Annotated in this window: 16 protein-coding genes; 12 read left to right on the top strand and 4 right to left on the bottom strand. The window is 44.0% G+C overall.

Annotated features, from left to right (window positions below):
* The first annotated feature begins 22 nt into the window (after nucleotides 1-22).
* The 9 genes from GGD38_RS22610 (at nucleotide 23) to GGD38_RS22570 (ending at nucleotide 14226) form a co-directional block, all read left to right on the top strand.
* Entirely contained in the window at nucleotides 23-529 is a 507-nt protein-coding gene (locus GGD38_RS22610; protein ID WP_375301479.1) for a DinB family protein, read from the top strand.
* Between the two features lie 58 nt (nucleotides 530-587).
* On the top strand, nucleotides 588-1583 hold the full coding sequence (locus GGD38_RS22605) for a FecR family protein (RefSeq protein ID WP_375301478.1): 996 nt from the start codon (nucleotides 588-590) through the stop codon (nucleotides 1581-1583).
* A 53-nt stretch (nucleotides 1584-1636) separates the two neighbouring features.
* Nucleotides 1637-4798 carry a TonB-dependent receptor domain-containing protein gene (locus GGD38_RS22600; RefSeq protein ID WP_375301477.1) on the top strand — a complete coding sequence of 1054 codons (3162 nt, stop codon included), beginning with the start codon at nucleotides 1637-1639 and terminating at the stop codon, nucleotides 4796-4798.
* Nucleotides 4799-4825: 27 nt separating this feature from the next.
* Entirely contained in the window at nucleotides 4826-5581 is a 756-nt protein-coding gene (locus GGD38_RS22595; protein WP_375301476.1) for a hypothetical protein, read from the top strand.
* Nucleotides 5582-5599: 18 nt separating this feature from the next.
* The gene (locus tag GGD38_RS22590) at nucleotides 5600-8245 is read left to right on the top strand and encodes an MBG domain-containing protein (RefSeq protein ID WP_375301475.1); all 2646 of its coding nucleotides are present in this window, start codon (nucleotides 5600-5602) and stop codon (nucleotides 8243-8245) included.
* A gap of 32 nt (nucleotides 8246-8277) precedes the next feature.
* The gene (gene porV, locus GGD38_RS22585) at nucleotides 8278-9375 is read left to right on the top strand and encodes a type IX secretion system outer membrane channel protein PorV (RefSeq protein ID WP_375301474.1); all 1098 of its coding nucleotides are present in this window, start codon (nucleotides 8278-8280) and stop codon (nucleotides 9373-9375) included.
* Between the two features lie 448 nt (nucleotides 9376-9823).
* Nucleotides 9824-11179 (top strand): hypothetical protein, encoded by a 1356-nt coding sequence (locus GGD38_RS22580; protein ID WP_375303881.1) that lies wholly within the window; start codon nucleotides 9824-9826, stop codon nucleotides 11177-11179.
* Nucleotides 11180-11289: 110 nt separating this feature from the next.
* On the top strand, nucleotides 11290-12708 hold the full coding sequence (locus tag GGD38_RS22575) for a T9SS type A sorting domain-containing protein (RefSeq protein ID WP_375301472.1): 1419 nt from the start codon (nucleotides 11290-11292) through the stop codon (nucleotides 12706-12708).
* Between the two features lie 213 nt (nucleotides 12709-12921).
* Nucleotides 12922-14226, top strand: a complete 1305-nt coding sequence (locus GGD38_RS22570; protein ID WP_375303880.1) for a S41 family peptidase — start codon at nucleotides 12922-12924, stop codon at nucleotides 14224-14226.
* A 56-nt stretch (nucleotides 14227-14282) separates the two neighbouring features.
* Here GGD38_RS22570 and leuB read toward each other — a convergent pair whose 3' ends face one another.
* From leuB to leuC, 4 genes are all read right to left on the bottom strand, one after another.
* Nucleotides 14283-15356, bottom strand: a complete 1074-nt coding sequence (gene leuB, locus GGD38_RS22565; protein WP_375301469.1) for a 3-isopropylmalate dehydrogenase — start codon at nucleotides 15354-15356, stop codon at nucleotides 14283-14285.
* A 120-nt stretch (nucleotides 15357-15476) separates the two neighbouring features.
* A complete protein-coding gene (locus GGD38_RS22560; protein ID WP_375301468.1) occupies nucleotides 15477-16970 on the bottom strand; it encodes an alpha-isopropylmalate synthase regulatory domain-containing protein in 1494 nt (497 codons plus the stop codon).
* 195 nt (nucleotides 16971-17165) lie between these two features.
* Entirely contained in the window at nucleotides 17166-17762 is a 597-nt protein-coding gene (leuD, locus tag GGD38_RS22555) for a 3-isopropylmalate dehydratase small subunit (RefSeq protein ID WP_375301467.1), read from the bottom strand.
* Nucleotides 17763-17881: 119 nt separating this feature from the next.
* Nucleotides 17882-19285 (bottom strand): 3-isopropylmalate dehydratase large subunit, encoded by a 1404-nt coding sequence (gene leuC / locus GGD38_RS22550; RefSeq protein ID WP_375301466.1) that lies wholly within the window; start codon nucleotides 19283-19285, stop codon nucleotides 17882-17884.
* A 347-nt stretch (nucleotides 19286-19632) separates the two neighbouring features.
* On the opposite strand from leuC, the gene GGD38_RS22545 reads away from it, so the two are divergent.
* From GGD38_RS22545 to GGD38_RS22535, 3 genes are all read left to right on the top strand, one after another.
* Nucleotides 19633-19953, top strand: a complete 321-nt coding sequence (locus GGD38_RS22545) for a hypothetical protein (RefSeq protein ID WP_375301465.1) — start codon at nucleotides 19633-19635, stop codon at nucleotides 19951-19953.
* A complete protein-coding gene (locus GGD38_RS22540; RefSeq protein ID WP_375301464.1) occupies nucleotides 19947-22010 on the top strand; it encodes a glycoside hydrolase family 3 N-terminal domain-containing protein in 2064 nt (687 codons plus the stop codon). The genes GGD38_RS22545 and GGD38_RS22540 overlap by 7 nt, the downstream gene beginning before the upstream one ends.
* A 614-nt stretch (nucleotides 22011-22624) precedes the next feature.
* A complete protein-coding gene (locus tag GGD38_RS22535; protein WP_375301463.1) occupies nucleotides 22625-24007 on the top strand; it encodes a porin in 1383 nt (460 codons plus the stop codon).
* Nucleotides 24008-24096: the final 89 nt, after the last annotated feature.

The following is a 24096-nucleotide window of genomic DNA, read 5'->3' as shown; positions in this document are numbered from 1 at the left end:
ATTTTTTTTCTAAATTGTCCGGATGAAATATTCTATCAGCGACGGATTCCCGTATTATATTGAATTATTAGGCGATAAAGATCCCTATCAATTATTTACTTCGAAAGAAAACCTCGATCTGCTAAAATCAGTTTCAGAAGAAAATGCATCATTCCGGTATGCACCGGGTAAATGGAGCATTAAACAAATAATTGGTCATATTACCGATCACGAACGCATTATGACCTATCGCGCGCTCCGGTTCAGCCGAAACGACAAAACCGCATTGCCCGGTTACGACCAGGACACCTTTGTTGACAACAGCCGTTTTGATGAACAGCCTGTAAGTCAACTGATCACCGATCTTGAAAACGTCAGGAACGCCTCTAATAGCTTTATAAGATCATTGTCGAAAGAACAATTGATGCTAACCGGTCAGGCCTGGAAATATGAATTGACCGTTGAAGAATTCCTGAAAGCCACCATAGGCCATGAGCTTCACCATATAGAAGTGATCAAACAGAAATATTTGCCTGCCTTTATCTCTTAACATTATGGTAATATACCCGGTATGGTACTATTTGCCGGCCGGGTTATTACTATGATGTATGAAACAAAGCCCCATGTCCGTTGAAGCGTTGATTCAACGGTTCAGGAACAATGAATGCACTCCCGAAGAACTAGCACTGTTACAACAATGGGTGACCCAACTCACCCTCACTGACGAATCGACCAATTTGTCGGCGGAGCAATTGGCCGCGGTTAAAGACCGTATGTACCAGCAATTGGTAAGCGAAAGGCCGGTTGCCATGCGGCGCCATTTGCCATATCGCCGTTTACTGGTTGCCGCCAGCTGGTTGTTGGTAATAGTGTCAACAGCCGTACTTTATTATTATATAAAGCCTATTGGCATACAACGGCATAAGCAACAGCCACAGCTTACCGTTATTGAGAACCGGCAACCCGGCATCCGCCGCATTACGCTGCCAGATGGTTCGCAGGTATGCCTGAATATGAATTCCCGCCTTGAATTTGACCAGGAACAATTCAACCACACAGAACGGCTGTTGAAATTATCAAGTGAGGGTTACTTTGAAGTAGTGCCCTCTATAAAACCTGGCACCGATAGTACAAGAATTCCATTTATAGTTGAAACCGGTAGCCTGCGCACCCGCGTTTTAGGTACGGCTTTTAATATTGAAGCCTATGACCAGGAGTCGGAAGTGCGGGTATCGCTTGTACATGGAAAGATAGCCCTTGACGATACGGCAACCGACAGAACCACCATACTTTCTCCCAATCATTCTTTACGCTACTCCAAACAAACCCAATCGTGGGAAGTGATGTCCGTTGAAGCAGCCAATGTTGCTTTATGGACGAAGGGTTACCTGGTTTTTAATGAAGTGCCGTTACAGGAAGCCCTCGATCGTATAAAGGAAAGATATCAAATAACTATCGACTATAATCCTGCCATCGTGCAGCATAAACGAATTACCGCAAGCTTCCACAATAGTACGTGGCCGGCTGTATTGGCCAATATCCTTTTTGTGCACGATCTGCAATTCAGGAAAGTGGGCGATAAAGTTGTTATAGGAAAACACTAAACACAAACCTGGTTTAAATAAAGTAAAAAGCCATTCAGAATAAGAATTGTGATATGAACAAATTAACCGGAATACTAACTGTCATTGTTTTTTTTACATCAACCCTGCTTACAGCAGCGCAGGTAATTACATTAAAAGAAAAGATCTCTGTTTCGTTAAAAAACACAACCGCGGCAAAGGTTGTAGAAGAATTGGATAAACGCAGCAACTACACGTTTTCGTATAGCAGCGAACAATTAGATAAGATAAGTATAAAGTCATTTGTTTATGACAATATTACTTTAGGTGAAGCGCTGGAGAACCTGCAGCGGGTAGCCAATCTTGAATTCAACCTGTTAGGGAATACAATTGCTGTAAAGATCAGCCCGGCTCCGGCTGTTGCGCCTGCAGTTTCTAATAATTCACGTCCGGGAAAGATCACCGGTGTAATTCGTAACGATAAAAACGAATTAATGCCGGGCGTAACAATAAACGTTGAACAGACCGATAAAGGAACTACCACCTCTATTAATGGTGATTACATTGTGTCGTTGCCTGCCGGTACGTACAACGTAAAATTCTCATTCGTGGGTTACCAGCCGCGGCGCATTACAGATGTAGTAGTAAAAGAAAATGAAACCACCGATCTAAGCACGGTGCTTACAGCCGCTTCAAAGCAAATGCAGGCGGTAGTGGTAACCAGCGGCGCCCGTAAGGAAAGCACCCGCTCATTACTCATGGCGCAGAAGAACAGCGCCGGTATGACAAACGGTATCAGCGCAGAACAAATTCGTGCTACGGCAGATAACAATACCGGCCAGGTATTGAAACGCGTAAGCGGTATTACCGTGCAGGGAGATAAATTTGTTACCATTCGCGGTGTTAGCGACCGATACAATAACGTGTTGATCAACGGCGCATCACTGCCAAGTACAGAACCCAACAGAAGGAATTTTAGTTTTGATATTGTACCCAGCGCCCTGGTTGATAATGTGGTGGTGAACAAAACGGCCACGCCCGACCTGCCTGGCGAATTTACGGGTGGCATGGTGCAGATCAATACCACAGATGTGCCCTTTAAAGATTTTCTCAATATTGGTATTGGCACCGGTTTTAATACGGCCAGTACGGGACAGGATTTTATAAGCCGGAAGCGTGATAAAAAAGCAGCGCTGGGAATCGTTGATGAAGACCGTAAATGGTTTGGCGATGGCCGCATTTTTGATCAGCAGACATATATTAAATATTACAAAGCCGGCGACACAGCTGCTTTGCGCAATATTGGGTCGAAAATTCCCAATCGATGGCAAACCTACCGCTACCATTATACGCCTATGCAGAATTACCAGCTGTCGGGCGGCCTGAGCAAATTGTTTAAAAATGACAACAGTATTGGCGCCGTAGGTGCGTTGACGTACCGCAACGAAATGTTGTATGAGGAAGGCGAGGCGCGCAGCCTGCAGAACTACGATTACTGGAGCAAACGATACCGCTACAACACCACCATAGGCGCATTATTGAATTTAGCTTATAAATCAAAAAAACATAAACTGGCGTTTAAGAACCTGTACAATAACCGATACAGCAACCAGTTCGACGACCGGTATGGTTTCCAGATCAGTAATGACGGTTTTGAGAACCGTAACGGTGAAACCACGCTTACCAATCGCATGATCCAAAGCAGGGTAGAAGGGGATCACAGTCTCTTCAATGCAAAGCTGCGGCTCGACTGGTATGGCGATTATATTACCTTAAAACGCGAGCAGCCAGACGGGCGTTATGAAGTGGCCGAAGACACAGATTCTGCCAGCCATACCTATACGTACGATTTTGGTGAGCGCAACCTGTTTAGGGGCGGCTTATATGCGTCAACGCTTGATGAAAAACGTACCAATGGCGGCGCCAATTTATCCGTACCCTTTACCATTGCCAAAGCAAAGCAGACTTTTAAAATGGGATACGCTTATTCAAAACGCGAAGCTGATTACGATGCTACCGGGTTGCGAATTCTTGCAAGCAATGTTGCTTTTGAAAATGCCAAACAGGGGCTTCCGTACTACGAGATTGTTACGCCAAAGGCGGTTGCCAGCGGCGATCTGATTTATGTTCCCACCTATATCCGCTCTGAGAGTACCGGCGACCGTTATGACGGTGAACAAACTTTACGTTCAGCCTACGGAATGCTCGATCTTAAAATTATGCAGCACCTACGGTTGGTGGGCGGTTTCAGGTATGAGAACAACAAGGTGAAAATGAGTACCGAAACATATAATGCTGATGGTTTTCCGGTATTCAGCGATTCTGTATACAACGAAAAGGACTGGCTGCCTTCGGTAAACCTGATCTATAGTGTAACCGACAAGCTCAATCTTCGTGCTGCATTTAGTAAAACCCTGGCGCGGCCCGATTTTGTAGAACGTTCCCCTTATGTATATTATGATTTTGTGGAGCAAATTCAGGTGACCGGTCAGCAGGCCTTGCAGGTTACACGTATCAAAAATTATGACTTTAGGATTGAATATTATCCAACAGGCAATGAGATCCTTTCTGCTTCTGTTTTCTATAAATACTTCGATAAACCCGTTGAACGGTTTTATATTTTGGGCAGCCCCAATAACAGCGTTGAATACTGGAACCTCGAAAGCGCAACTGCAAAAGGTGTTGAAGTTGAAGTGAGAAAATCGCTGTCGTTTATTTCGCCGGCAAGTAGCTGGTTGCAGCATTTGTATTTCAGCGCCAACGCCACCATCCTCGAAGGCGGTATAAAACACGTTGTAAAGAAAAGTCCGACAACGAACAAAGACACCTTTTATGTTGAGAATGGTAATCGACCCATACAGGGATTGTCCCCTTATATTGTAAACATGGGCCTTAATTACCAGGCAAGTGAGTGGGGTTTTAACGTAGCATATAACCGCTTTGGTCGTCGCATAGTAAATGGTGGTACCAATCCCCGGATCATTCAATATGAAAATTCACGCGATGTGGTAGATGTTCAATTGAGTACAAAGATCATGAAACAAAAAGCCGAGCTCCGGTTTAATATTTCTGACCTGTTGAACCAATATACGGTTATCTACAGCAATAACGTAAACCGCGATGGCACGGGCAGTTATCCCGATGAAGCAGATAATTACGATCCCAAAGGTTCAGATTATAACAAAGACATGGATTTTGTGGGCTATAAAGTGAAGAAAGGAACTTCATTTAGCCTTAGCCTTACCTATAGATTGTAATGAAGAAAAAATATTTAAAAATTAGAAATGAAAAAGGGAATACAAAATACAAATAAAAGGGGAGGAATGTTTAACGGTATTTATTCGTGCAGTATTGTGTTGTTGTTTATGTGCAGCTTTGGCTGTTCGAAAAGTGAGGACGCTATAGAACAGGAGCGGTTTACTTTGTTGCAATTGAATACAATTACTGTTGATTCCATGCGCCTTTCTGTAACTGATAGCGATAAATTACTCACCGATTCACTGATGACTCCCGAGGGGAAAGTTAGCATGACAGTAAAGTACGATAACCCGTTGCGTAGATATAAGGTTACCGATCTGTATAGCAATGCGTTACTCTTTGATTCTACAATACACTATCAGCAGATATATAATAATTCGGTTACTTTTTTTCAGCCAGCTTCTGGCGAAAAAATTATACTGGTAAGCCCACCGGTGAACGAGCAGAAGCCGCATAAGGACAGCGCCAAACTCTCAGTTGTATATTCTATTCCTTCAACCGATGCTATATATGATCAGATAAAAGTGGTGGTTGAGCAAAGTAAAGATGGCGGTACCGCTTATATTCCTATGGATAGTTTCCTGCTAAAGCGAGGTGAATTCTCTCCATATATCACCAGTTTAAAGCAACGGAGGCCGATATTAAAGTTTTATACAACCAACGCCAGCCGCGTACAGGTTGGTACAACCTATAGTGGATTTTTTTCGCTGGCAGGTGATATATCCATTTACTATTTAAATCTAAAAAGCAACACCAACACAAGCGGTATCAAACTTTATTAAAATTTACAAAAGTATACAATGAAACCGGGTCTTACTTTAGTCTTATTTATATTATTTATACAATTCTCATTTGGCCAAACCATTAATGAAATTTATTTGCCGCAGTATGTATATGGCGCAGGTGCTAACAGTACCAGCAGAACACCCTATGTTTGCCGGTTACAGCTTGTAGGTTTAACCCCTAATGCTACCTATAGATACTTTGCGCGGTTTACACCAACCAATAGTACTACTGCCGGAGACGGCGCATTTATATATGTAAAACAAACGGGGGACTTTGTTAGAATAACCAGTCCTACCGCTGCCACTAATTATGGGGAACTTACAGCCGATGCGTCAGGTACATATACCGGTTGGTTTATGGCAGATCCATCCTCATCAACCACCTTTACCGCTAATGGCAAGGTGAAATTCAGGATATTTTTGAATAATGGGAACGGTGGAATAAGTGTTTTATCGCGCCCCACCACTTCAAGCGAAATAACGGTGTTGAACTATGGCGCCACCACCACTAACTGTACAGCTATTCGCAGTACGCCGGTAACAGGCGGCGTAGCAAAGAACTTTGTAATGATATGGGATAATGCCGCAGGTACTGGTCGTCCTGTAGCCGGCAGTGTAATTGAAAGTGATGGAGTAGATGCCTCCAATAGTTATGCGGCTTTCTACGCAACTGACGTAAATGGAGTAGACAAAGCCTGGGGAACTATAATTCCCAATGACATGGCCAATGGGATCCGCAGGATCTCACAGTTTAGTCTCGCTACCGGCATTGAGGTTGGCTATAAGCTTTCTTCAGATGGCAGCTGGCCGGTATTGGGTGGCGGTCGTACAAGTACTGTAAATACAACCGGCGGTTTAACCAATGTAATTGTATTGGATGGCGCGTTGGCCCGGCTCGACGGAGCGAATGGAAAAACCGACCAAACCATTACATTCGATCCAATGGCTGCAAAAACATATGGCGACGCCGATTTTAGTCCCGGCGCCACAACCAGCTCGGGCCTGCAGATAAGTTATTCAAGCGATAATACCGCATTCGCATCCATTGTAAACAATAATGTACACATATCGGGCGCAGGTAGTGCCAATATAACCGCCCAACAAAGCGGCGATGATTTTTTTAATGCGGCCACCGCTGTTCAACAACCGCTAACGATCAATAAGGCCGCACTTACTATAACCGGAAAAGATGAACAGGTGTTATACGGAACAGCCATTCCTGTTTTAACTGCCCTTTACACAGGCTTTGTAAAAGGCGATACAGAAGCAACTCTTACCACATTGCCTGCCGTAACTACGCCAGCTACTTCAACATCGCCTATTGGCACTTACGATATTATAGCGAGTGGCGCCGTTTCGCCTAATTACAACATTACTTATGTAAAAGGAATTTTAACCATTACGCCATCGCAGCAATCGCAAACCATTACTTTTAATACAATTAACCCCGTTACATACGGAGCGGCTGATTTTGATGCAGGCGCGGCCGCAAGTTCGGGTTTAACAGTTGCCTACGCAAGTAGCAATACGCAGGTTGCTACCATTAAAAATGGGAAAATACATATAACAGGAGCGGGTACAGCTACCATTACCGCATCCCAGGGCGGCTCCAGCGCCTGGTCTGCAGCGGCCGATGTAACACAAACGCTCACCGTAAATAAAGCAACCCTAACTATTACTGCCGATAATAAGACCAGGCTGGCAAATCAACCCAATCCAACGCTTACCGTATCATATTCCGGGTTTGTAAACAATGAGAATACTGCCGTATTAACCACACAACCCGTAGTTAATACTACGGCTACCAGTAGTTCGCCGGCAGGTAAATATGATATTACTGTTAGTGGTGCTGCTGCTGATAATTATAATATCATTTACGTTAAAGGAACTTTGACCATTGATCCGCTTGCAGGCCAAACTATTACCTTCACTACTTTGCCCGCCAGGCAATATGGAGATGCTGGTATAAAATTAAATGCTACCGCTTCAAGCAAACTTTCCGTTACGTTTACCAGCAGCAACCCTTCGGTAGGTATTGTCAGGAACGATTCTGTGATCATTCTTGCAGCGGGTACTACTATAATAACCGCTTCGCAGGCAGGTGATGCCACGTATGCGCCTGCCAGTGCATCGCAAACGTTCACTGTTCAAAAAGCGCGGCTGTATATACAGGCCAACGATGTAGCCAAAAATGAAGGACAGCCAAACCCGCCGCTGACCATCACTTACAAAGGGTTTGTGAAAGGTGAGGATTCAACCATTTTAACAGCACCACCTGTTGTCAGCACAAATGCCACTACCACCTCAGTTGCCGGTGCGTATGCTATAATAGTTACCGGGTCGGTAGCAGCCAACTACACCATTGCCCAATTAAATGGCACATTAAGTGTTCTGCCTGCACAGGGAGCCGCACAGGATAATATGGCGGCTTATATCAGTAGCCCGGGTCAGTTACGGGTAAATGTACATGCTGCTAACAGTGGAAAGGGTGTAATTCAGTTGTTCGATAATAACGGCACCCGCCTGGTAAACGTGAACGTAACACTGGTTACAGGCCATAATACATTCACTGTTCCGGTTGCTACCGTTGTAGCCGGCATTTATCATATACGTGTTGCCGTTGCCGGGGTTTTACTGAAAGAAAAAATAATCGTACAATAATCATAAATCATTCTATCCAAAACTTTTTTGTGATGAGGAAGCTATTAATAACCGGCGTTGCCATTTTTTGCGTACATGCGCTTGTAGCTCAGGAAAAGAGTTCTATTAATATAACTACCACAGCCGTTCCTTTTTTGCGCATTTCGCCCGATGCGCGCAGTGGGGGAATGGGGGAGGCTGGTATAGCCATTAGTCCCGATGCCAATAGTGTTTTTTATAATCAGGCTAAGTTACCATTTGCCCGTAAAGCAACTTCCATAAGCGCTACTTATGCCCCCTGGTTGAAAGAGGTGGCCGACAATATGTACCTGGCCACATTGGCAGGTTATCATCAGTTGGATGAATTACAAAGTGTGTCGGCTTCACTGCGGTATTTTAATGCCGGTGATATTAGTATGGTTGATTACAGCGGTAATAAATTACAAACCGTTCGTCCACGAGAGCTGGCATTTGACCTGGGCTATGCACGTAAACTAAGTGATAAAATTGGCCTCGGTGTTGCGCTGCGCTATATTTCTTCCAAACTGGCTACCGGTGCTATTAATGGAACCAGCTACAAAGCGGGTAATGCGTTTGCGGCAGACCTGTCGGCTTATTATAACGGTTCGGCTGATAATGGACGCGGCTGGACTGCAGGGATCTCTTTATCGAACTTGGGTACTAAAATAGGATATACAGAGGAGGCAGGTAATAAAGACTTCCTGCCGGCAGGTTTAGGTATTGGAGCTGCATATACCGAGGTGTGGAACGATGACAACAAAATGACCTTTGCTTTACAGGCCGATAAATTATTAGTGCCGGAAGTTCCCACCTCGCCGGAAGATATGCCTGCTTATCGAAATAAAAGTATTGTGACCGGCTGGTTCGATTCATTTGATAACAATGCCCTGCAACTGGCCTTTGGTACAGAATATATTTTTAAAGATCAGTTATACCTGCGATTAGGCTACAACAGCAAATCGTACAACTATGGCAACTGGCAGTATGTTACTGCCGGCGCCGGCGTGCGGTTCAATATGGCCATGGTAAATTTTTCTTACCTGGTACCAACAGGTGATAAAGTGAATAGAAATCCATTGGGCAATACCGTTCGGTTAGGACTTATATTTGAAATGAAAAATGAAAAATAAGGAATGAGTAATTAGAAAGTAAATACAGTTATGTGTTTCTTGATTGTATTTACTTTCTACTTCAGTTAATGTTTGCTTGTTTATTGGCAATTGCCTGTTGCCAATTGCTTATTAACCTCTCTTCCCCGGCTTTGATTTGATGGATGTTTGCGGCTGCATTTCAGTAATATGAAAATGCGAATAGGTTTTGTGCGTGCGTAACAAATGCATGTAACGATATTGATATGCACATACATGAATGCACAAACGCAATATTAACAAACCAATAACTAATTGCTAAATCGATGAAGAAGTGTTGTGCGAGATGTTTTGGGTTATAATTTTACACTATGGCATTTGCGTTAGTTGTTGATGAATGTGATTTGTGACCAGCGCATATCATTTAAAAGGATCACCTGTTTCATATACATCCCATTTTTTAGTAATTGTTTAAAAAACCAAATTAATCATGAAAAGACTTATCCTCAGCGTGGCTGTGCTTTCTTTAGTAGCCACTGCTTGTAAGAAAAATGGTATAGACAAAGGTTTTAGTCCACGTAGTACATTTGCCGGTCCATATGTTGATACTGTAGTATTACCATTAACCATCACTGCAGATCGCTTTCTGGCAAATGATACTTTATATGTACTGGATGGCAAAACGTATGTAACTAACAACGCTACGCTCATCCTTGAAGAAGGTACACGTGTAGAAGCTGTGAAAAAATCAACCAACGACTCTGCCTCAGCGTTGATTGTAACTCGCGGTTCACAACTTTTTGCTGCCGGTACACCCAGCGATCCAATTGTATTCACTTCTAACCAGGCTACGCCAGCCACAGGAGACTGGGGTGGCATCGTGTTATTAGGTAATGCACCTTTGAACAGAGCCGATGCCAGCATCGAAGGTATCAATTTGCCCAGCGTTCCTGCTGGTGTAGATATCAACTACGGTGGCGGTGGCGCTGGCCTGGGTGATGTAAATCACAGCGCCGGACAACTGGAGTATGTGATCATTGAGTATGCTGGTGCTGCTGTTGCTACTGACAACGAATTGAATGGTCTTACTTTAGGTGGTGTTGGTGCTGGTACTATCCTGAACCACATTGAAGTTGCTTATGGCAACGATGATGCTTTTGAGTTCTTTGGTGGTACAGTAAATGCAAGCTACCTGTTTGCTCTGGCTCCCGATGATGATGCATTCGATTTCGACTTTGGTTACACCGGCCATATCCAGTATGCAGTTTCTGTACTGGATGCCAGCCAGAACTATTCAGCCAACCCTAACGGTATTGAAAGTGATAACAATGGTACCGGTGCTACTGACAATCCACGCACTAAAGCTATCATTTCAAACCTCACTGTTGTTGGCGTTTCAACTGCCACCCAGGCAACTTCACTCGGCCTGTTGAACGGTGCTCATTTCCGTCGTCACAGCAGCTACGAAGTTCGTAACTCCATCTTCATTGGTTTCCCTACAGGTGTGCAACTGGCTTCTGCCGGTTCACAGGCTGATTCTTCAAACTTCAGCTATAACCTGGTACAGGCATTCTCTGCTATTGTTAATCCTACTTCTATTTCACTGGTTAACAACAACGCAAAATACCTGGGTGGCGATGCTAATGATGTTGTTGATCTGGCTTCTCCCTGGACTTATGATTTCAGACCTAAAGCCGGTTCTCCTGCTTTAACTTTAGCGCCTAACTATACAGGGTTGCCTTCTGATTTCGAAACACCTGCTTTCCGCGGTGCTTTCGGTCAATACGATGCTAACGACATTACTGTTAACAACTGGTTAGCAGGTTGGGCAAAATTGAGCTATTAATAATTTCCTGCCATGTTATATGAAACAGGTAATTCTTTATAAGCACCGGGCTTTTGCAAAAAAGCAGCCCGGTGTTTTTTTTTATTAACCTAACACTAACACTAACAATTATGAAAACCGGAGTTAATATACTCATCCTGCTCCTGATAGCTTCTGTATCTTTCGGACAGTCTATATCAGAAGTGTATTTTCCCCAGTATATTCAGGGTGTTGGCAATTTCAACGCCGCTGATGATCGCAAGGTGCCTTTTGTTTGCCGTATTACGGTAAACGGTTTAACACCTAATGCAACCTATCGTTACTACAACCGGTTTGTATCTTCACCAACCAGCACCAGCATTGGTGAGGGCGCTTATATTCTGGTAAAAGACAGCGGCGATTTTGTGCGCAGCACTACGGCAACCCTGGCCATTGCCGGCCGTTATGGTGAATTCGTTACCGATTCAACCGGTGCTTATACCGGTTGGTTTGTAAATGAAGCAGCTTCTTCTACCTTGTTCAGACCCGGCAATAGCGTTTACTTCCGCCTGGTGTTGAATAACGGCGCCAATGGTATAACCGTTGCTCATCGTTTAACAGCGCCCAGTGCGGTTACCGTGCTGAATTTTGGCAATGATACTGCCGGTGGCACTGCTTTACGCACTACACCTTTGCGCTATGGCGCCCCCAAACAATTCATTTTATTATATGATAACCTGTTTGCACAGGGACGCCCGGTTGCTGCTACTTTTATTGAAAGCGATGGTACCGATAACAGCATTGCCAATGGCTATGCACCTTTTTATGCCGATAGCGTAAACGGTGTTAACAAAGCCTGGGGTACTATTATTCCAAACAATTTATCAAACGGTATCCTGCATATTGCCCAGCGTTCACTGAATGGCAGTCTGTACCGTTTGTACCTGTCGTTCAATGGTAAATGGCCTTCACAAACCTGGACTCCCATTGATACCCGCAACGCTACCGGCGGATTGGACAATGTACTGGTGATAGATGGTAAAAAACTGTTCATCATCAATCTGTGGCTCAATGGCGAAGAAACCAGCGAAGAGCTGATCACGCTGCAATGGAGCACACCCGATGAGGCCAATGCCCGTGAATATGTAGTAGAGAAATCTACTGATGGCGGTAAAACATTTGAGCCATTTACGGTGGTAAAAGCTACTGGTAAAAATCCATTCTATCAGTTAACAGATACCCGTTCAGATAAAGCTGCATTTTACCGCGTTCATCTCGTAGGAAAAGATAATGTAAAAGTTGCCAGCGATGTATTGGCAGTAAAGGGTGTGGTTAAGATAAACGTTTATCCTAATCCGGTACAAAACCAACTGGTAATGCAACATCCGCAAGCTGAAGCCGGCGCTACCGTTCAGCTGGTTAGCATCGATGGCCGTCAGTTGTTTACACAAAATGTACAACAAGGCGCGGTTCAAACAACGCTGAATGTAAGCAAACTGATCCCTGGCAATTACATGGTAGTATTCAATATGAATGGCCTGCGTCAAAGCAAATCGTTCATAAAGAAATAAGAGTCTTTCTTTTTTTCAATTTACTTTGAAGTGCGTTTACTTCAAAAGCGAAAGGGTATTCCGCCTGCTCGCGGAATACCCTTTTCAAAGTAATTGTTTAAAACCACTACAAAAATAATTTTTAGCGCTTAACAAAAAAATAAAAATAAAATAAAGGCGAACAGGACTGCTACCTGTTCGCATCATTTTAAAAACCAGCATCAAGACCTTACAATGACCATTGGTAAATTCATTATATATATACTGCTTTCAGTAGCATTGTTACCCAGCCCCGCCTGTACAAAAAAAGATGCCGGCTGGCAACCCACTGATTCTATTGGCAAGATCAATAAATGGGTGTACGATAGTATGGCCATGTATTATTACTGGAGTGCCGATATGCCCCCGCATCCTGATTATTCGTTGCCCACAGAGCAATTCTTTAAACAACTGCTATCGCCCAACGACCGCTTTTCCTGGATCAGTAACCGAACTACCATTGGCGCTACCAAAACAGCAGCTGAAACTTATGGTTTTTACTATTCGTTCACAATACACCCGTTCGATCAGCAAAAATTAATTGGGGTCATTACCAGTGTTATTCCCGGCAGCAATGCTAACAACCGGGGTTTGAAGCGAGGTATGCTTTTTTCGGCAGTAAACGACAGGCCAATAACCGTCGATAATAAAAAAGCTACCAAAGAAGCTTTACAGGCAGCCGCTGCTACATTACAGTTAGCAGCATTCAATACCGATCGCTCTGCCCTGGTTGATTCGGCCCGCATAGGTGTACAAAGCGCTATTGTGCCCCAAAAAAGCGTATATGCCACCCATGTATTTGAGAATAACGGCAAAAAGACCGGCTACCTGGCCTATTATCTATGTGCCGAAAAAGACGATGCTGTTATGCTGCAAAGCATACAAAAATTACAACAACAGGGTGTTACCGAATTTATTCTCGATTTGCGCTATAACCCTGGCGGCAGCGTGGCTTCTGCAACCAAACTGGCCGCATTGCTTACCAGTAACTTCAATGCCGGTAATAAATTCATAACCTACCGCGGCAATAAACACGGGGGCACCGTTGTACAAACTTTTCAGCAGGCCATTTCATTTAGCAGTAATGCCGCCGGAAAGAGCATGAGCGATCTGCAGGCCTGGAATCTTAACTTGTCGCGCGTGTATATATTAACTTCAGCAGAAACCGCATCAGCGGCTGAATTGCTTACCCATAACCTGGAGCCATATACTAATGTTGTTCGTATAGGTGAAATTACATTGGGCAAAGATGAGGCTTCCTTCCCAATAGAAGACCAGCGCAATCCACGGCAGGTGGCCTGGGTTATTATGCCCATAGTATATAAAATCGCAGATGCAAATGGCAAAGGAGATTATGCCACCGGGCTAACACCTCATCATGCGGTTGTTGAAACCAGTAAGCTGCCTTTGGCTCCAATAGGCAAGCCTGGCGATCTGCCGGTTGATAAAGCGTTTATGCTAATTTATGGCACCACGGCAGTGAGCGTTACGGTGTTGTGATAATAAAAAAGGGCCGCCCGGCAGGCAGCCCTATATGAAATTTGATTTGTTAGCGTTTACAAAAACTTCAACACTTCTGCGCCAATAGCGTCGGTGCCTAATATTTTGTCGGCAGGAGTTTGTGCATCTGCAATATCACGTGTACGGAAGCCTGCTTTCAATACTTTATCAACTGCGCTGATAACCGCTTCTGATTCGGCTTTCATGCCAAATGAAATATCAAGCAACAGTGCGGCAGATAAAATAGAAGCCAGCGGGTTAGCTACACCTTTACCAGTGATGTCGTGCGCAGAACCGTGAATAGGCTCATAAACACCTGTGCCATCACCAATAGAAGCAGAGGCCAGCATACCCATAGAACCGGCGATCTGCGAAGCTTCGTCGGTAAGGATATCACCAAACAGGTTGGCAGTAACTACTACGTCAAACTTGCGTGGGTCTTTTATCAGCAACATAGCGGTAGCATCAACAAACTGATGTTCTACTTCTACATCGGGATATTCCTTTGCAAGCTTTTGAACCACTTCGCGCCACAGGCGGCTGGTTTCAATAACATTTGCTTTATCTACAGAACATAATTTCTTTCTTCTTGTACGGGCTGCTTCAAATGCTTTACGTGCAATACGCTCAACTTCAAAACGGCTATACTGGGCTACATCATATGCCGTGTCGCCATCGTTCTTTCTGCCTTTCTCACCAAAATAAATATCGCCCGTAAGCTCACGGAAGAAAAGGATGTCGGCTCCTTTTAATACTTCAGGTTTAATACTTGAAGCACCCAACAGCTCATCGAATAATTTAATAGGACGTAAGTTGGCGTACAAACCCAGTTCTTTACGCATTTTCAGCAAACCCTGCTCAGGACGTACTTTGGCAGAAGGGTCGTTGTCGTACTTAGGGTGACCAACTGCGCCAAATAACACGGCGTCTGACTTGCGCATTTTCTCCAGCGTTTCATCTGGCAGGGGATTGCCTGTAGCTTCAATGGCCACGTGACCGATCAATGCTTCGTCGTATGTAAAATTGTGTCCGAATTTTGCAGCTATTTTGTCTAACACTTTTTTACCAACTGCAGTTACTTCCTGGCCTATGCCGTCGCCGGGGACGATTAAGATATGTTTGCTAGCCATTTGCTTTTAATATTGGTTTTGCTAAAGAATGAGCTTTATGATTATAAAATTCTGTTGCAGGTTTCAGGTTGCAAGTTTCAGGGAAATCCCTGGAACCTGAAACCTGTAACTTGAAACCATTTAAATAAGATTCAACATTTTTTGTGTGGCCTTTATGGCTGAAACCGTTTGGTCGCTATCGAGACCGCGGGTTTTGAACTCTTTGCCATTTAAGCTCCAGGTGATCACCGTTTCGCAAAGAGCGTCACTTTTTCCGCCCGGCGGAATACGTACCGTATAATCGGTTAACATCGGCAGGTCTTTTTTCAGTCGTTTATATACTTTCTTCAGGGCATTTACAAAGGCATCGTATTGTCCGTCGCCTTGTGAATGCTCTTCATATAATTCTCCTTCTACAGATATTTCAACGGTTACCGAGGGTCGAAGGTTTTTTGAATGTGTAAGCACATAATTTTCTATACGCACTTTTTCTTCAATATTCCTGCTGTCTATAACATCGGAAATGATGTACGGCAGGTCGGCCTGGGTAACCACTTCTTTTTTGTCGCCCAATTCAATAATGCGTTGGGTAACTTTTTTCAGGTCGGGTTCACTCAACTGAATACCCAGTTGCGCCAGGTTGTTTTCAATATTTGCCTTACCGCTGGTTTTGCCAAGGGCATAACGCCGTGTACGGCCAAAACGCTCGGGCATCAGGTCGCTGAAATAAAGCTTGTTCTTTTTATCGCCATCGGCGTGTATACCGGCGGTTTGGGTAAACACGTTCTCGCCAACAACAGGTTTGTTAACTGGAATGCGGAAACCAGAGAAGGTTTCTACCAGTTTTGATACGCGATATAACGAGGCTTCTACAACCGAAGTTTTTACTTCGGGCAGAAAATCGTTCAGTACCGCAATGGCGCTGGCAAGGGGAGCATTGCCTGCTCTTTCGCCCATACCATTAATAGTAAGGTGTATGCCATGAGCGCCGGCTTTTACGCCTTCCAGCACGTTGGCTGTGCCCAGGTCATAATCATTATGTGCGTGAAAATCGAAATGCAGATCGGGATAGCGTTGCACAATGGCCGAAATGTATTCTGTTACTTCCGATGGAATGAGTATTCCCAGTGTATCGGGTAACATAATGCGTTTTACCGGCAGCTTTTGAATGAAATCGAGGTATTGGAATACATACTCTTTTGAGTGGCGCATTCCATTGCTCCAGTCTTCGAGGTATACATTCACTTCAATACCCTTTTTGCGGGCCAGCTTTATTACTTCGGCTATTTCGGCAAAATGCTGTTCGGGCTTTTTCTTTAACTGGTGGGTGAGGTGGTTTAACGAGCCCTTGGTGAGCAGGTTCATCACTTTGGCGCCGGCTTGTTGCATCCATTGAATGCTTACATCGCCATCAACAAAGGTGAGCACTTCAACCTGGTTCAAATAACCATTGGCTTTTGCCCATTTTGTAATTGCTTTTACGGCTTCAAACTCACCTTCACTTACCCGGGCAGAAGCAATTTCAATGCGGTTTACCTTTACTTCGGTCAAAAGCAATTGGGCAATCGTCAATTTTTCGGTGGGGGAGAACGACACTCCGCTGGTTTGTTCGCCATCGCGGAGCGTGGTATCCATGATCTCTATGTGTCGCTGGTCACCAGGCATAAATACGTAAAGTTCCAAATCACAAATTCCAAGAACCAAAAAAGAACCCAAAGAACAAATCACTATAACTCAATAATCAACTTGAATATAAGTTTTGGAGCTTGGTGATTTGGGATTTGGAATTTATTATTTGGATCTTGGAATTTGGTTCTTGTGATTTATTTATTAATAGATGCTTTTTGTAGCCAGGGTCTGAATGTCAGACTTCAGGCTTTGCAGAAAGTCGATATCATCGTACCCATTCATCATATTGTTCTTCTTATAGCCATTGATATCGAATGACTCAGAAGCGCCGTCGCCTACGATAGTGATCTTTTGTTCGGGAAGGTTTACTTCCAGCTCAGTTTTTGGATTGGCTTCAATTGCCTTGAAGATCTTATCGAGGAATGCTTCACTTACCTGTACGGGTAAGATGCCAATGTTCAAAGAGTTGTTCTTGAAGATATCGGCAAAGAAACTGCTCACTACGCAACGGAAACCATAATCGTATATGGCCCATGCTGCGTGCTCACGGCTGCTACCGCTTCCGAAGTTCTTACCGCCCACCAGTATTTTACCAGAGTAGATGGGGTTATTTAAAACGAAGTCTTTTTTAGGAGTGCCGTCGTTCTCAAAGCGCCAGTCGCGGAACAGGTTGTCACCAAATCCCTTGCGCTCAGTGGCTTTTAAGAAACGGGCCGGAATGATCTGATCGGTATCTACGTTCTCGATGGGCATAGGTACCGCAGTGCTCTTTAATACTGTAAACTTATCGTAGGCCATTTGACTGTTGTATAAGTAGTAAGTTATTGTTATTAGGAATCTGTTTCAAGTTGCAGGTTCCAGGTTTCAGGGACCACGAAGTTGGTTTTCCCTGTAACTTGAAACTTGTAACCTGTAACTTAGATCAGTTCGCGAGGATCAGTTACAAACCCTGTAACCGCAGCGGCTGCAGCTACCAGTGGGCTTGCCAGCATGGTTCTTGCGCCAGGACCCTGACGGCCTTCAAAGTTGCGGTTGCTGGTGCTTACCGCGTATTTGCCGGCTGGGATCTTGTCGTCGTTCATGGCCAAACAGGCTGAACAACCAGGTTGACGTAACTGGAAACCTGCTTCAGTCAGAATATCCAGAATACCTTCTTCCTTAATTTGCGCTTCAACAATGTGCGAACCAGGAACGATCCAGGCAGTTACATGATCAGCTTTTTTACGGCCTTTTACAATAGATGCAAATGCGCGGAAGTCTTCAATACGGCCATTGGTACAGCTACCAATAAACACATAATCAACTTTTTTACCGATCATATTATCAGCTTCATGGAAATCCATATAAGCTAATGACTTATCAAAGCTGGCTTTACCACTGCCAATTTGTTCGGCAGAAGGGATCTTTTTGGTGATACCGATACCCATACCCGGATTGGTTCCGTAGGTGATCATTGGCTCAATATCGGCAGCGTCGAAGTTGTATTCTTTATCAAAGAAAGCGCCTTCGTCGCTCTTCAGCGTTTTCCAGTAAGCTACTGCTTTATCCCAGGCTTCGCCTTTAGGTGCTTTTTCGCGGCCTTTTATGTAGTTGAACGTGGTTTCGTCAGGAGCTACCATACCACCACGTGCACCCATTTCAATACTCATGTTGCACACGGTCATACGGCCTTCCATGGTCATGTTCTCAAATACATCACCGGCAAACTCTACAAAGTAACCGGTTGCACCGGCGGCAGTGAGTTTAGAAATGATGTACAGCACAACATCCTTTGGAACGATGCCTTTACCCAGTTTACCGTTTACGTTTATACGCATTTTCTTGGGGCGTGGCTGCATAATACACTGGCTTGAAAGTACCATCTCAACTTCAGACGTACCAATACCAAATGCAATAGCGCCAAACGCACCGTGGGTAGAAGTATGCGAATCGCCGCAAACGATGGTCATACCTGGCAGTGTAATACCGTTTTCGGGACCCACAACGTGCACAATACCATTTTTAGGATTGCCCAATCCCCAGTGTGAAATACCATATTTAGCCGAGTTACTTTCCAGGGCTTTCAGCTGGTTGGCGCTCAGGGGGTCCTGAACGGGCAGGTGCTGGTTAATGGTAGGCGTGTTATGATCGGCAGTTGCGAAGGTCTTCTCGGGGAACATCACTTTCAGTCCCCGGCTTTCCAAACCCAAAAATGCTACCGGGCTGGTTACCTCGTGAATAAAATGCCGGTCAATAAACAACACATCGGGGCCATCGTCAATATGCTTTACCACATGCGAATCCCATACTTTGTCGAATAATGCAGCGGGGGTTTTGCTCATTTTATTTATTTTAAATCAAGCTGCAAAATTCTTAAAATATCGTCAGATTATAAGGGAATTATGTGTATTTTTTCTAATAGTGACGTTAAAAATGAAAAAATATCAAATTCTGGGTTGTTCTGTTGCATTTTGTTCAATATATCTGCTAAAACCATGGAAATGAGACAGGTTTCGACCTGCATATTGGTATTACCAGCTCAGCCGAATTTAATTTTTTTCCTACCTTCAGCCCATTCTAGCTACTTCCCACCCAAATTTCATTGATTTCCCGCGTGTAAATGTCGCATTTCTGCTAACGAGTGTGAGTTTGTATGAACATTTGTCTTATCTAAAATCAATGGTTCAAAATGAAATTTGCTTCGCTTTTCGTTTCCTTTTTCGTTGTTTGCTTTAGCTATACCTATGCGCAACAACCTGCTTACAAAGATGCCAAACAACCCATAGCAAAACGGGTTGCCGATCTGCTCTCACGTATGACCTTGGAAGAAAAAGTGGCCCAGTTGCAAACCATGCATGCCGGCCGACCCAGGCTCGACGATAAACTGTTTAACAATACCGCCAAACTCGATTCGCTGTACAAGAATGGAATGGGTATGATAACCCGGCCTTTGATGAAACCCTTGAGCAAACCATATCGGCCCGCAACCGATTGCAGGACTATATGGTAAATAAAACCAGGCTGGGTATTCCTATTATATTCATTGATGAAGCCCACCACGGATTGGTACAGCGCCAGGTTGATGTGTTTCCCCATGGTATTGGCCTTTCGTCCAGTTGGGACCCCGTGCTTATTGAAAAGCTTTACACCCACGCCGCAAAACAGGCCCGCATACGGGGCACCAGTCTGGTGCTGGCGCCGGTGCTCGATGTTGTTCGTGATCCACGGTGGGGCCGCACTGGCGAAACCCTTGGCGAAGATCCTTATCTGAGCGGTATGCTGGGCAGCGCTATTGTGCGCGGTTTTCAGGGTAGCACCAATGGAGCTATAGCGCCCGACCATGTGGCGGCTACTTTAAAACATTTCTCTGGTCATGGCCAGTCGGAGAGTGGCAGCAACCAGGCGCCCGCCAACTATTCAATGCGGGTTATTCGCGAGGCGCATCTGGAGCCTTTTCGCCTGGTGATAAAAAATGCCAACCCCGCCGGTATTATGGCTTCTTATAATGAAATAGATGGAATGCCTTCCCACGCCAATAAATGGTTGCTGAAAGATGTATTAAGAAAAGAATGGAATTATGGCGGGGTAGTGGTAAGCGACTGGTTTGGCATAGAGCAGTTATGGAATAAACATTTTATTGCTGCCGATCAAAAAGCTGCTGCACTTAAAGCCTTTAATGCGGGTGTAACAACCGATTTGCCATACGGAGTGAATTATCGTCACCTCGGTACACTGGTAAAAGAAAATAAGATCAGTGTAAGATCGCTCGATAGCGCTGTTGCTAAAATACTTGAACTGAAATTTAAATTGGGTTTGTTTGAGCAGGCAATAACCATCGATATAGAAAAAGCAAAACAAAATGCTGCTAACACCGAAGGCCGCCAGTTGGCACTAAAGATCGCCGAAGAATCGATGGTGTTGCTAAAAAATACGCCCTTTGGCAACGCACCGGGCAATTTGTTACCATTGAAGAAAGATCAGTATAAAAAGATTGCGGTAATTGGCCCTATGGCTGCCGTAAACTATTTGGGCGACTATTCGGGCCTGCCCGGTAAAAACATTTCCTTATTGGAAGGCATTAAGAATAAAGCAGCGGGGGCCGAAGTACTGTATGCAAAAGGCTGCCGGATTACCATCAATGGCGATACCATAAGCCAGAATAATTACCAATACATTGATACCATCATATTCCCTTCAAAAGAAGAAAACGCCCAACTGATTGACGAAGCTGTTAAAATTGCGCAACAGGCAGAGATCGTTGTGCTGGCAATTGGGGAGAACGAACAATTGTCGCGCGAGGCCTGGGCGCCCAATCACTTTGGCGATATGGCCGATTTGCGTTTACAAAGTCAACAGGAAGAGCTGGTAAAAGCCATTGTAGGTACAGGCAAACCAGTGGTGGTTTATTTAACACATGGCCGGCCCCTGGCAATTCCGGGTGTGGTACAAAATGTTGCTGCGGTTGTTGATGGTTGGTTTATGGGTGAAGAGGCTGGTAATGCATTTGCCAATATTTTGTTTGGCGAAACAAATCCATCGGGAAAACTCACTATCACATATCCCCGCTCAATTGGACAGATCCCTGTGTTCTACAATCACAAACCCAGCGCGCAATTCTTTAATTATGTAATGGAAGATAAAACACCCTTGTTCCCTTTTGGGCATGGGTTAAGTTATACCACCTTCAATTATTCAAAACCAAGGATCGTTATGCCTGGCGCGCCCAAAAAGACCAGTTTGGCCTCTGCTGGTTCAAGTGGCGAAATTTATGGCATTGTTGAAGTTGATGTTACCAACACCGGAAGTATGACAGGCGATGAAATTGTACAATTATATATACATCAAAAAGTAAGCAGTGTAACCCGGCCGGTAAAAGAGTTGAAAGATTTTGCCCGTATTACGCTTGAACCGGCACAAACGAAAACGATTTCCTTTACCGTTGATGCCAGCAAGCTGGCTTTTTGGAATGCTGATATGCAATTTGGAGTAGAAGATGGCATCTTTGAATGCATGGTAGGCCGCAGCTCGGCCGACCTGCAAAAGGCTGAGCTGAAAGTTGGTAAGTAAAAAGGTTTCCGGGTTTCTGGTTACCGGTTTCCAGGCCTTGAATTTTCAGACTGCTAACTATTTGGCGGCGTTCTGAATGTAAGGCCCGGCAACAGGTATCCGGCAACTTTAATAAATGACCCCGATCAATAAATTATGATTATAAAAAAATAATGTTTACATTTGTTTCGTACCTCTTTCGATCTGCTTAGCCAAATGACCATGCCCAGGTCTTTATTGGGCGACTCGATTGTTTGCCCCTTACCATATTTTTCTTCTGTTTCATTGCCTTCTTACCATAATCTATAATCTACACAGGAAAGGATTTTTAATTGGATGATCGTCTATTTAAAAATAATGCATATTACTTTTAATATAGCGCTCATCAAAGTGAAAATAAGGCAGATTATTTCTAATCTAAGGCTGATCAAATTGAAAGTAATGCGCTTTATTTTTAATTTAAGAGTCATCAAATTGAAAATAACGCTCAATATTTTCAATGTAAAATACTTCCGATGAATTGGAAAGCCTTTTCTTTCAACTGAACAATCTGCTTATATATAAAGGCCTCTCTAATTTCATTTTAATCTTCCCGTACTATATTCGCGGCCAAACAAACCCAAAAGAAACTTACCATGAGATCAGCATTTCTTGCGACATGCTTAGGCCTGTCGTTGTATTCTAATGCCCAGGTTAGCTTACCTGCCGAAGGCCCGCCGGCTCCGGAACCAGAGAAAGACGCATTGAAGTTTAATCTTAACCAAAGCGGCAGTCATTATTTTCAATTCACTTTATCGAACCAAACCTGGCTTCGTTTTAATGAAAGCAATCCCGGCACCCTGGTTGAAAACAGGGTGAAGGATAATACATTTGATATCGGTTTGCGTAGAACGCGTTTTCAGGCGTTTGGACAAATAACCGATAAGGTATTTGTGTATTTCCAGTTTGGCATGAACAATTTCAACAGCCAGTACAATACCGGCAATAACCGTAAACTGCATGCCTTTTTCCACGACGCGTTGGGAGAATACAAATTTTCAAAAGGCAATCAGTTGAAAGTTGGTGGCGGACTGACCATCGCCAACGGCTTATCGCGGTTCTCACAGCCAAGTGTTAGTACCATTATGACCATGGACGTTCCCGTTTTTGCGCAAACGACCGTTGACCAAACGGATGAGTTTAGCCGTAAACTGAGCGTTTACGCCCGTGGTCAGATAGGTAAATTTGATTACCGGTTTATTCTGAGTGATCCTTTTCCTATAACATCATCGGGCGCTGCGCAAAACGGACTTACAAACGTTTCAAATTTTGCACAGTACGGACATACACTGCAACAACAGGGTTATCTTATTTACCAGTTCTTCGAACATGAGAACCATACCACGCCCTATATGACGGGTACTTATTTAGGTAAGAAAAAGATCTTCAACATTGCTGTAGGCGGTATTTACCAGAAAGACGCTATGTGGCATATGGAAATTCCAAACCCCACAGATACCATTTACGAAGACCTGAAATTGTTTGCAGTTGAAAGTTTTCTGGATATGCCGCTGAGCAGCAAACAGGACGCCATTTCGGCCTACGCAGGATTTTTCAATACCGATTATGGTAAAGATTATTTGCGTTTTAACGGATCTATGAACCCGGCCAATGGTACTTCGTTATCTGCACCCAGTGCCATTACCGGCCATGGTCCTACATTTGGTAATTCGCATCCTATGTTTGGCACCGGAAAAGTTATTTATACGCAGGTTGGCTATTTATTCCCTGAGAACTTTTTGAAAAGCAAAAGCCGGTTTATGCCCTATGCTTCCTTTACACATGCCAAATACGATCGTTTAAATGGAAAGTCAATGGAAATATATAATGCCGGTATCAATTGCCTTATAAATGGCCATAGATCGAAGTTCACACTTGACTGGCAAAACAGGCCAACATATGAAACCTCTGTGGCTACAGGTATTGTAAAAGGTGCACGCAAGAATACGGTGACGTTACAATATCAGATCTTCTTTTAGAAGTAAGAAGTAGGGGGTAAAAAGTAAGAAGATCCTGAATTTTGCATTTTCCTACTTCTTATTTCTTACTTCATGCTTCGCTTTGTATA

This window comes from Niastella sp. OAS944 (assembly GCA_024809215.1).
In the GTDB taxonomy this organism is placed as follows: Bacteria; Bacteroidota; Bacteroidia; order Chitinophagales; family Chitinophagaceae; genus Niastella.
The sequence above is the reverse complement of the archived record's forward strand: the minus strand, read 5'-3'. Positions and strand labels throughout refer to the sequence as shown.

Excerpts from the sequence above, each read along its gene's own strand:
- GGD38_RS22590 (WP_375301475.1), top strand. The coding sequence starts at position 5,600 with ATGAAACCGGGTCTTACTTTAGTCTTATTTATATTATTTATACAATTC.
- GGD38_RS22545 (WP_375301465.1), top strand. The coding sequence starts at position 19,633 with ATGAAATTTGCTTCGCTTTTCGTTTCCTTTTTCGTTGTTTGCTTTAGC.
- GGD38_RS22535 (WP_375301463.1), top strand. The coding sequence starts at position 22,625 with ATGAGATCAGCATTTCTTGCGACATGCTTAGGCCTGTCGTTGTATTCT.
- leuB (WP_375301469.1), bottom strand. The coding sequence starts at position 15,356 with ATGGCTAGCAAACATATCTTAATCGTCCCCGGCGACGGCATAGGCCAG.
- GGD38_RS22575 (WP_375301472.1), top strand. The coding sequence starts at position 11,290 with ATGAAAACCGGAGTTAATATACTCATCCTGCTCCTGATAGCTTCTGTA.
- GGD38_RS22605 (WP_375301478.1), top strand. The coding sequence starts at position 588 with ATGAAACAAAGCCCCATGTCCGTTGAAGCGTTGATTCAACGGTTCAGG.
- GGD38_RS22600 (WP_375301477.1), top strand. The coding sequence starts at position 1,637 with ATGAACAAATTAACCGGAATACTAACTGTCATTGTTTTTTTTACATCA.
- GGD38_RS22595 (WP_375301476.1), top strand. The coding sequence starts at position 4,826 with ATGAAAAAGGGAATACAAAATACAAATAAAAGGGGAGGAATGTTTAAC.
- porV (WP_375301474.1), top strand. The coding sequence starts at position 8,278 with ATGAGGAAGCTATTAATAACCGGCGTTGCCATTTTTTGCGTACATGCG.
- GGD38_RS22540 (WP_375301464.1), top strand. The coding sequence starts at position 19,947 with ATGGTAAATAAAACCAGGCTGGGTATTCCTATTATATTCATTGATGAA.
- GGD38_RS22610 (WP_375301479.1), top strand. The coding sequence starts at position 23 with ATGAAATATTCTATCAGCGACGGATTCCCGTATTATATTGAATTATTA.
- GGD38_RS22570 (WP_375303880.1), top strand. The coding sequence starts at position 12,922 with ATGACCATTGGTAAATTCATTATATATATACTGCTTTCAGTAGCATTG.
- GGD38_RS22580 (WP_375303881.1), top strand. The coding sequence starts at position 9,824 with ATGAAAAGACTTATCCTCAGCGTGGCTGTGCTTTCTTTAGTAGCCACT.
- leuD (WP_375301467.1), bottom strand. The coding sequence starts at position 17,762 with ATGGCCTACGATAAGTTTACAGTATTAAAGAGCACTGCGGTACCTATG.
- GGD38_RS22560 (WP_375301468.1), bottom strand. The coding sequence starts at position 16,970 with ATGGATACCACGCTCCGCGATGGCGAACAAACCAGCGGAGTGTCGTTC.
- leuC (WP_375301466.1), bottom strand. The coding sequence starts at position 19,285 with ATGAGCAAAACCCCCGCTGCATTATTCGACAAAGTATGGGATTCGCAT.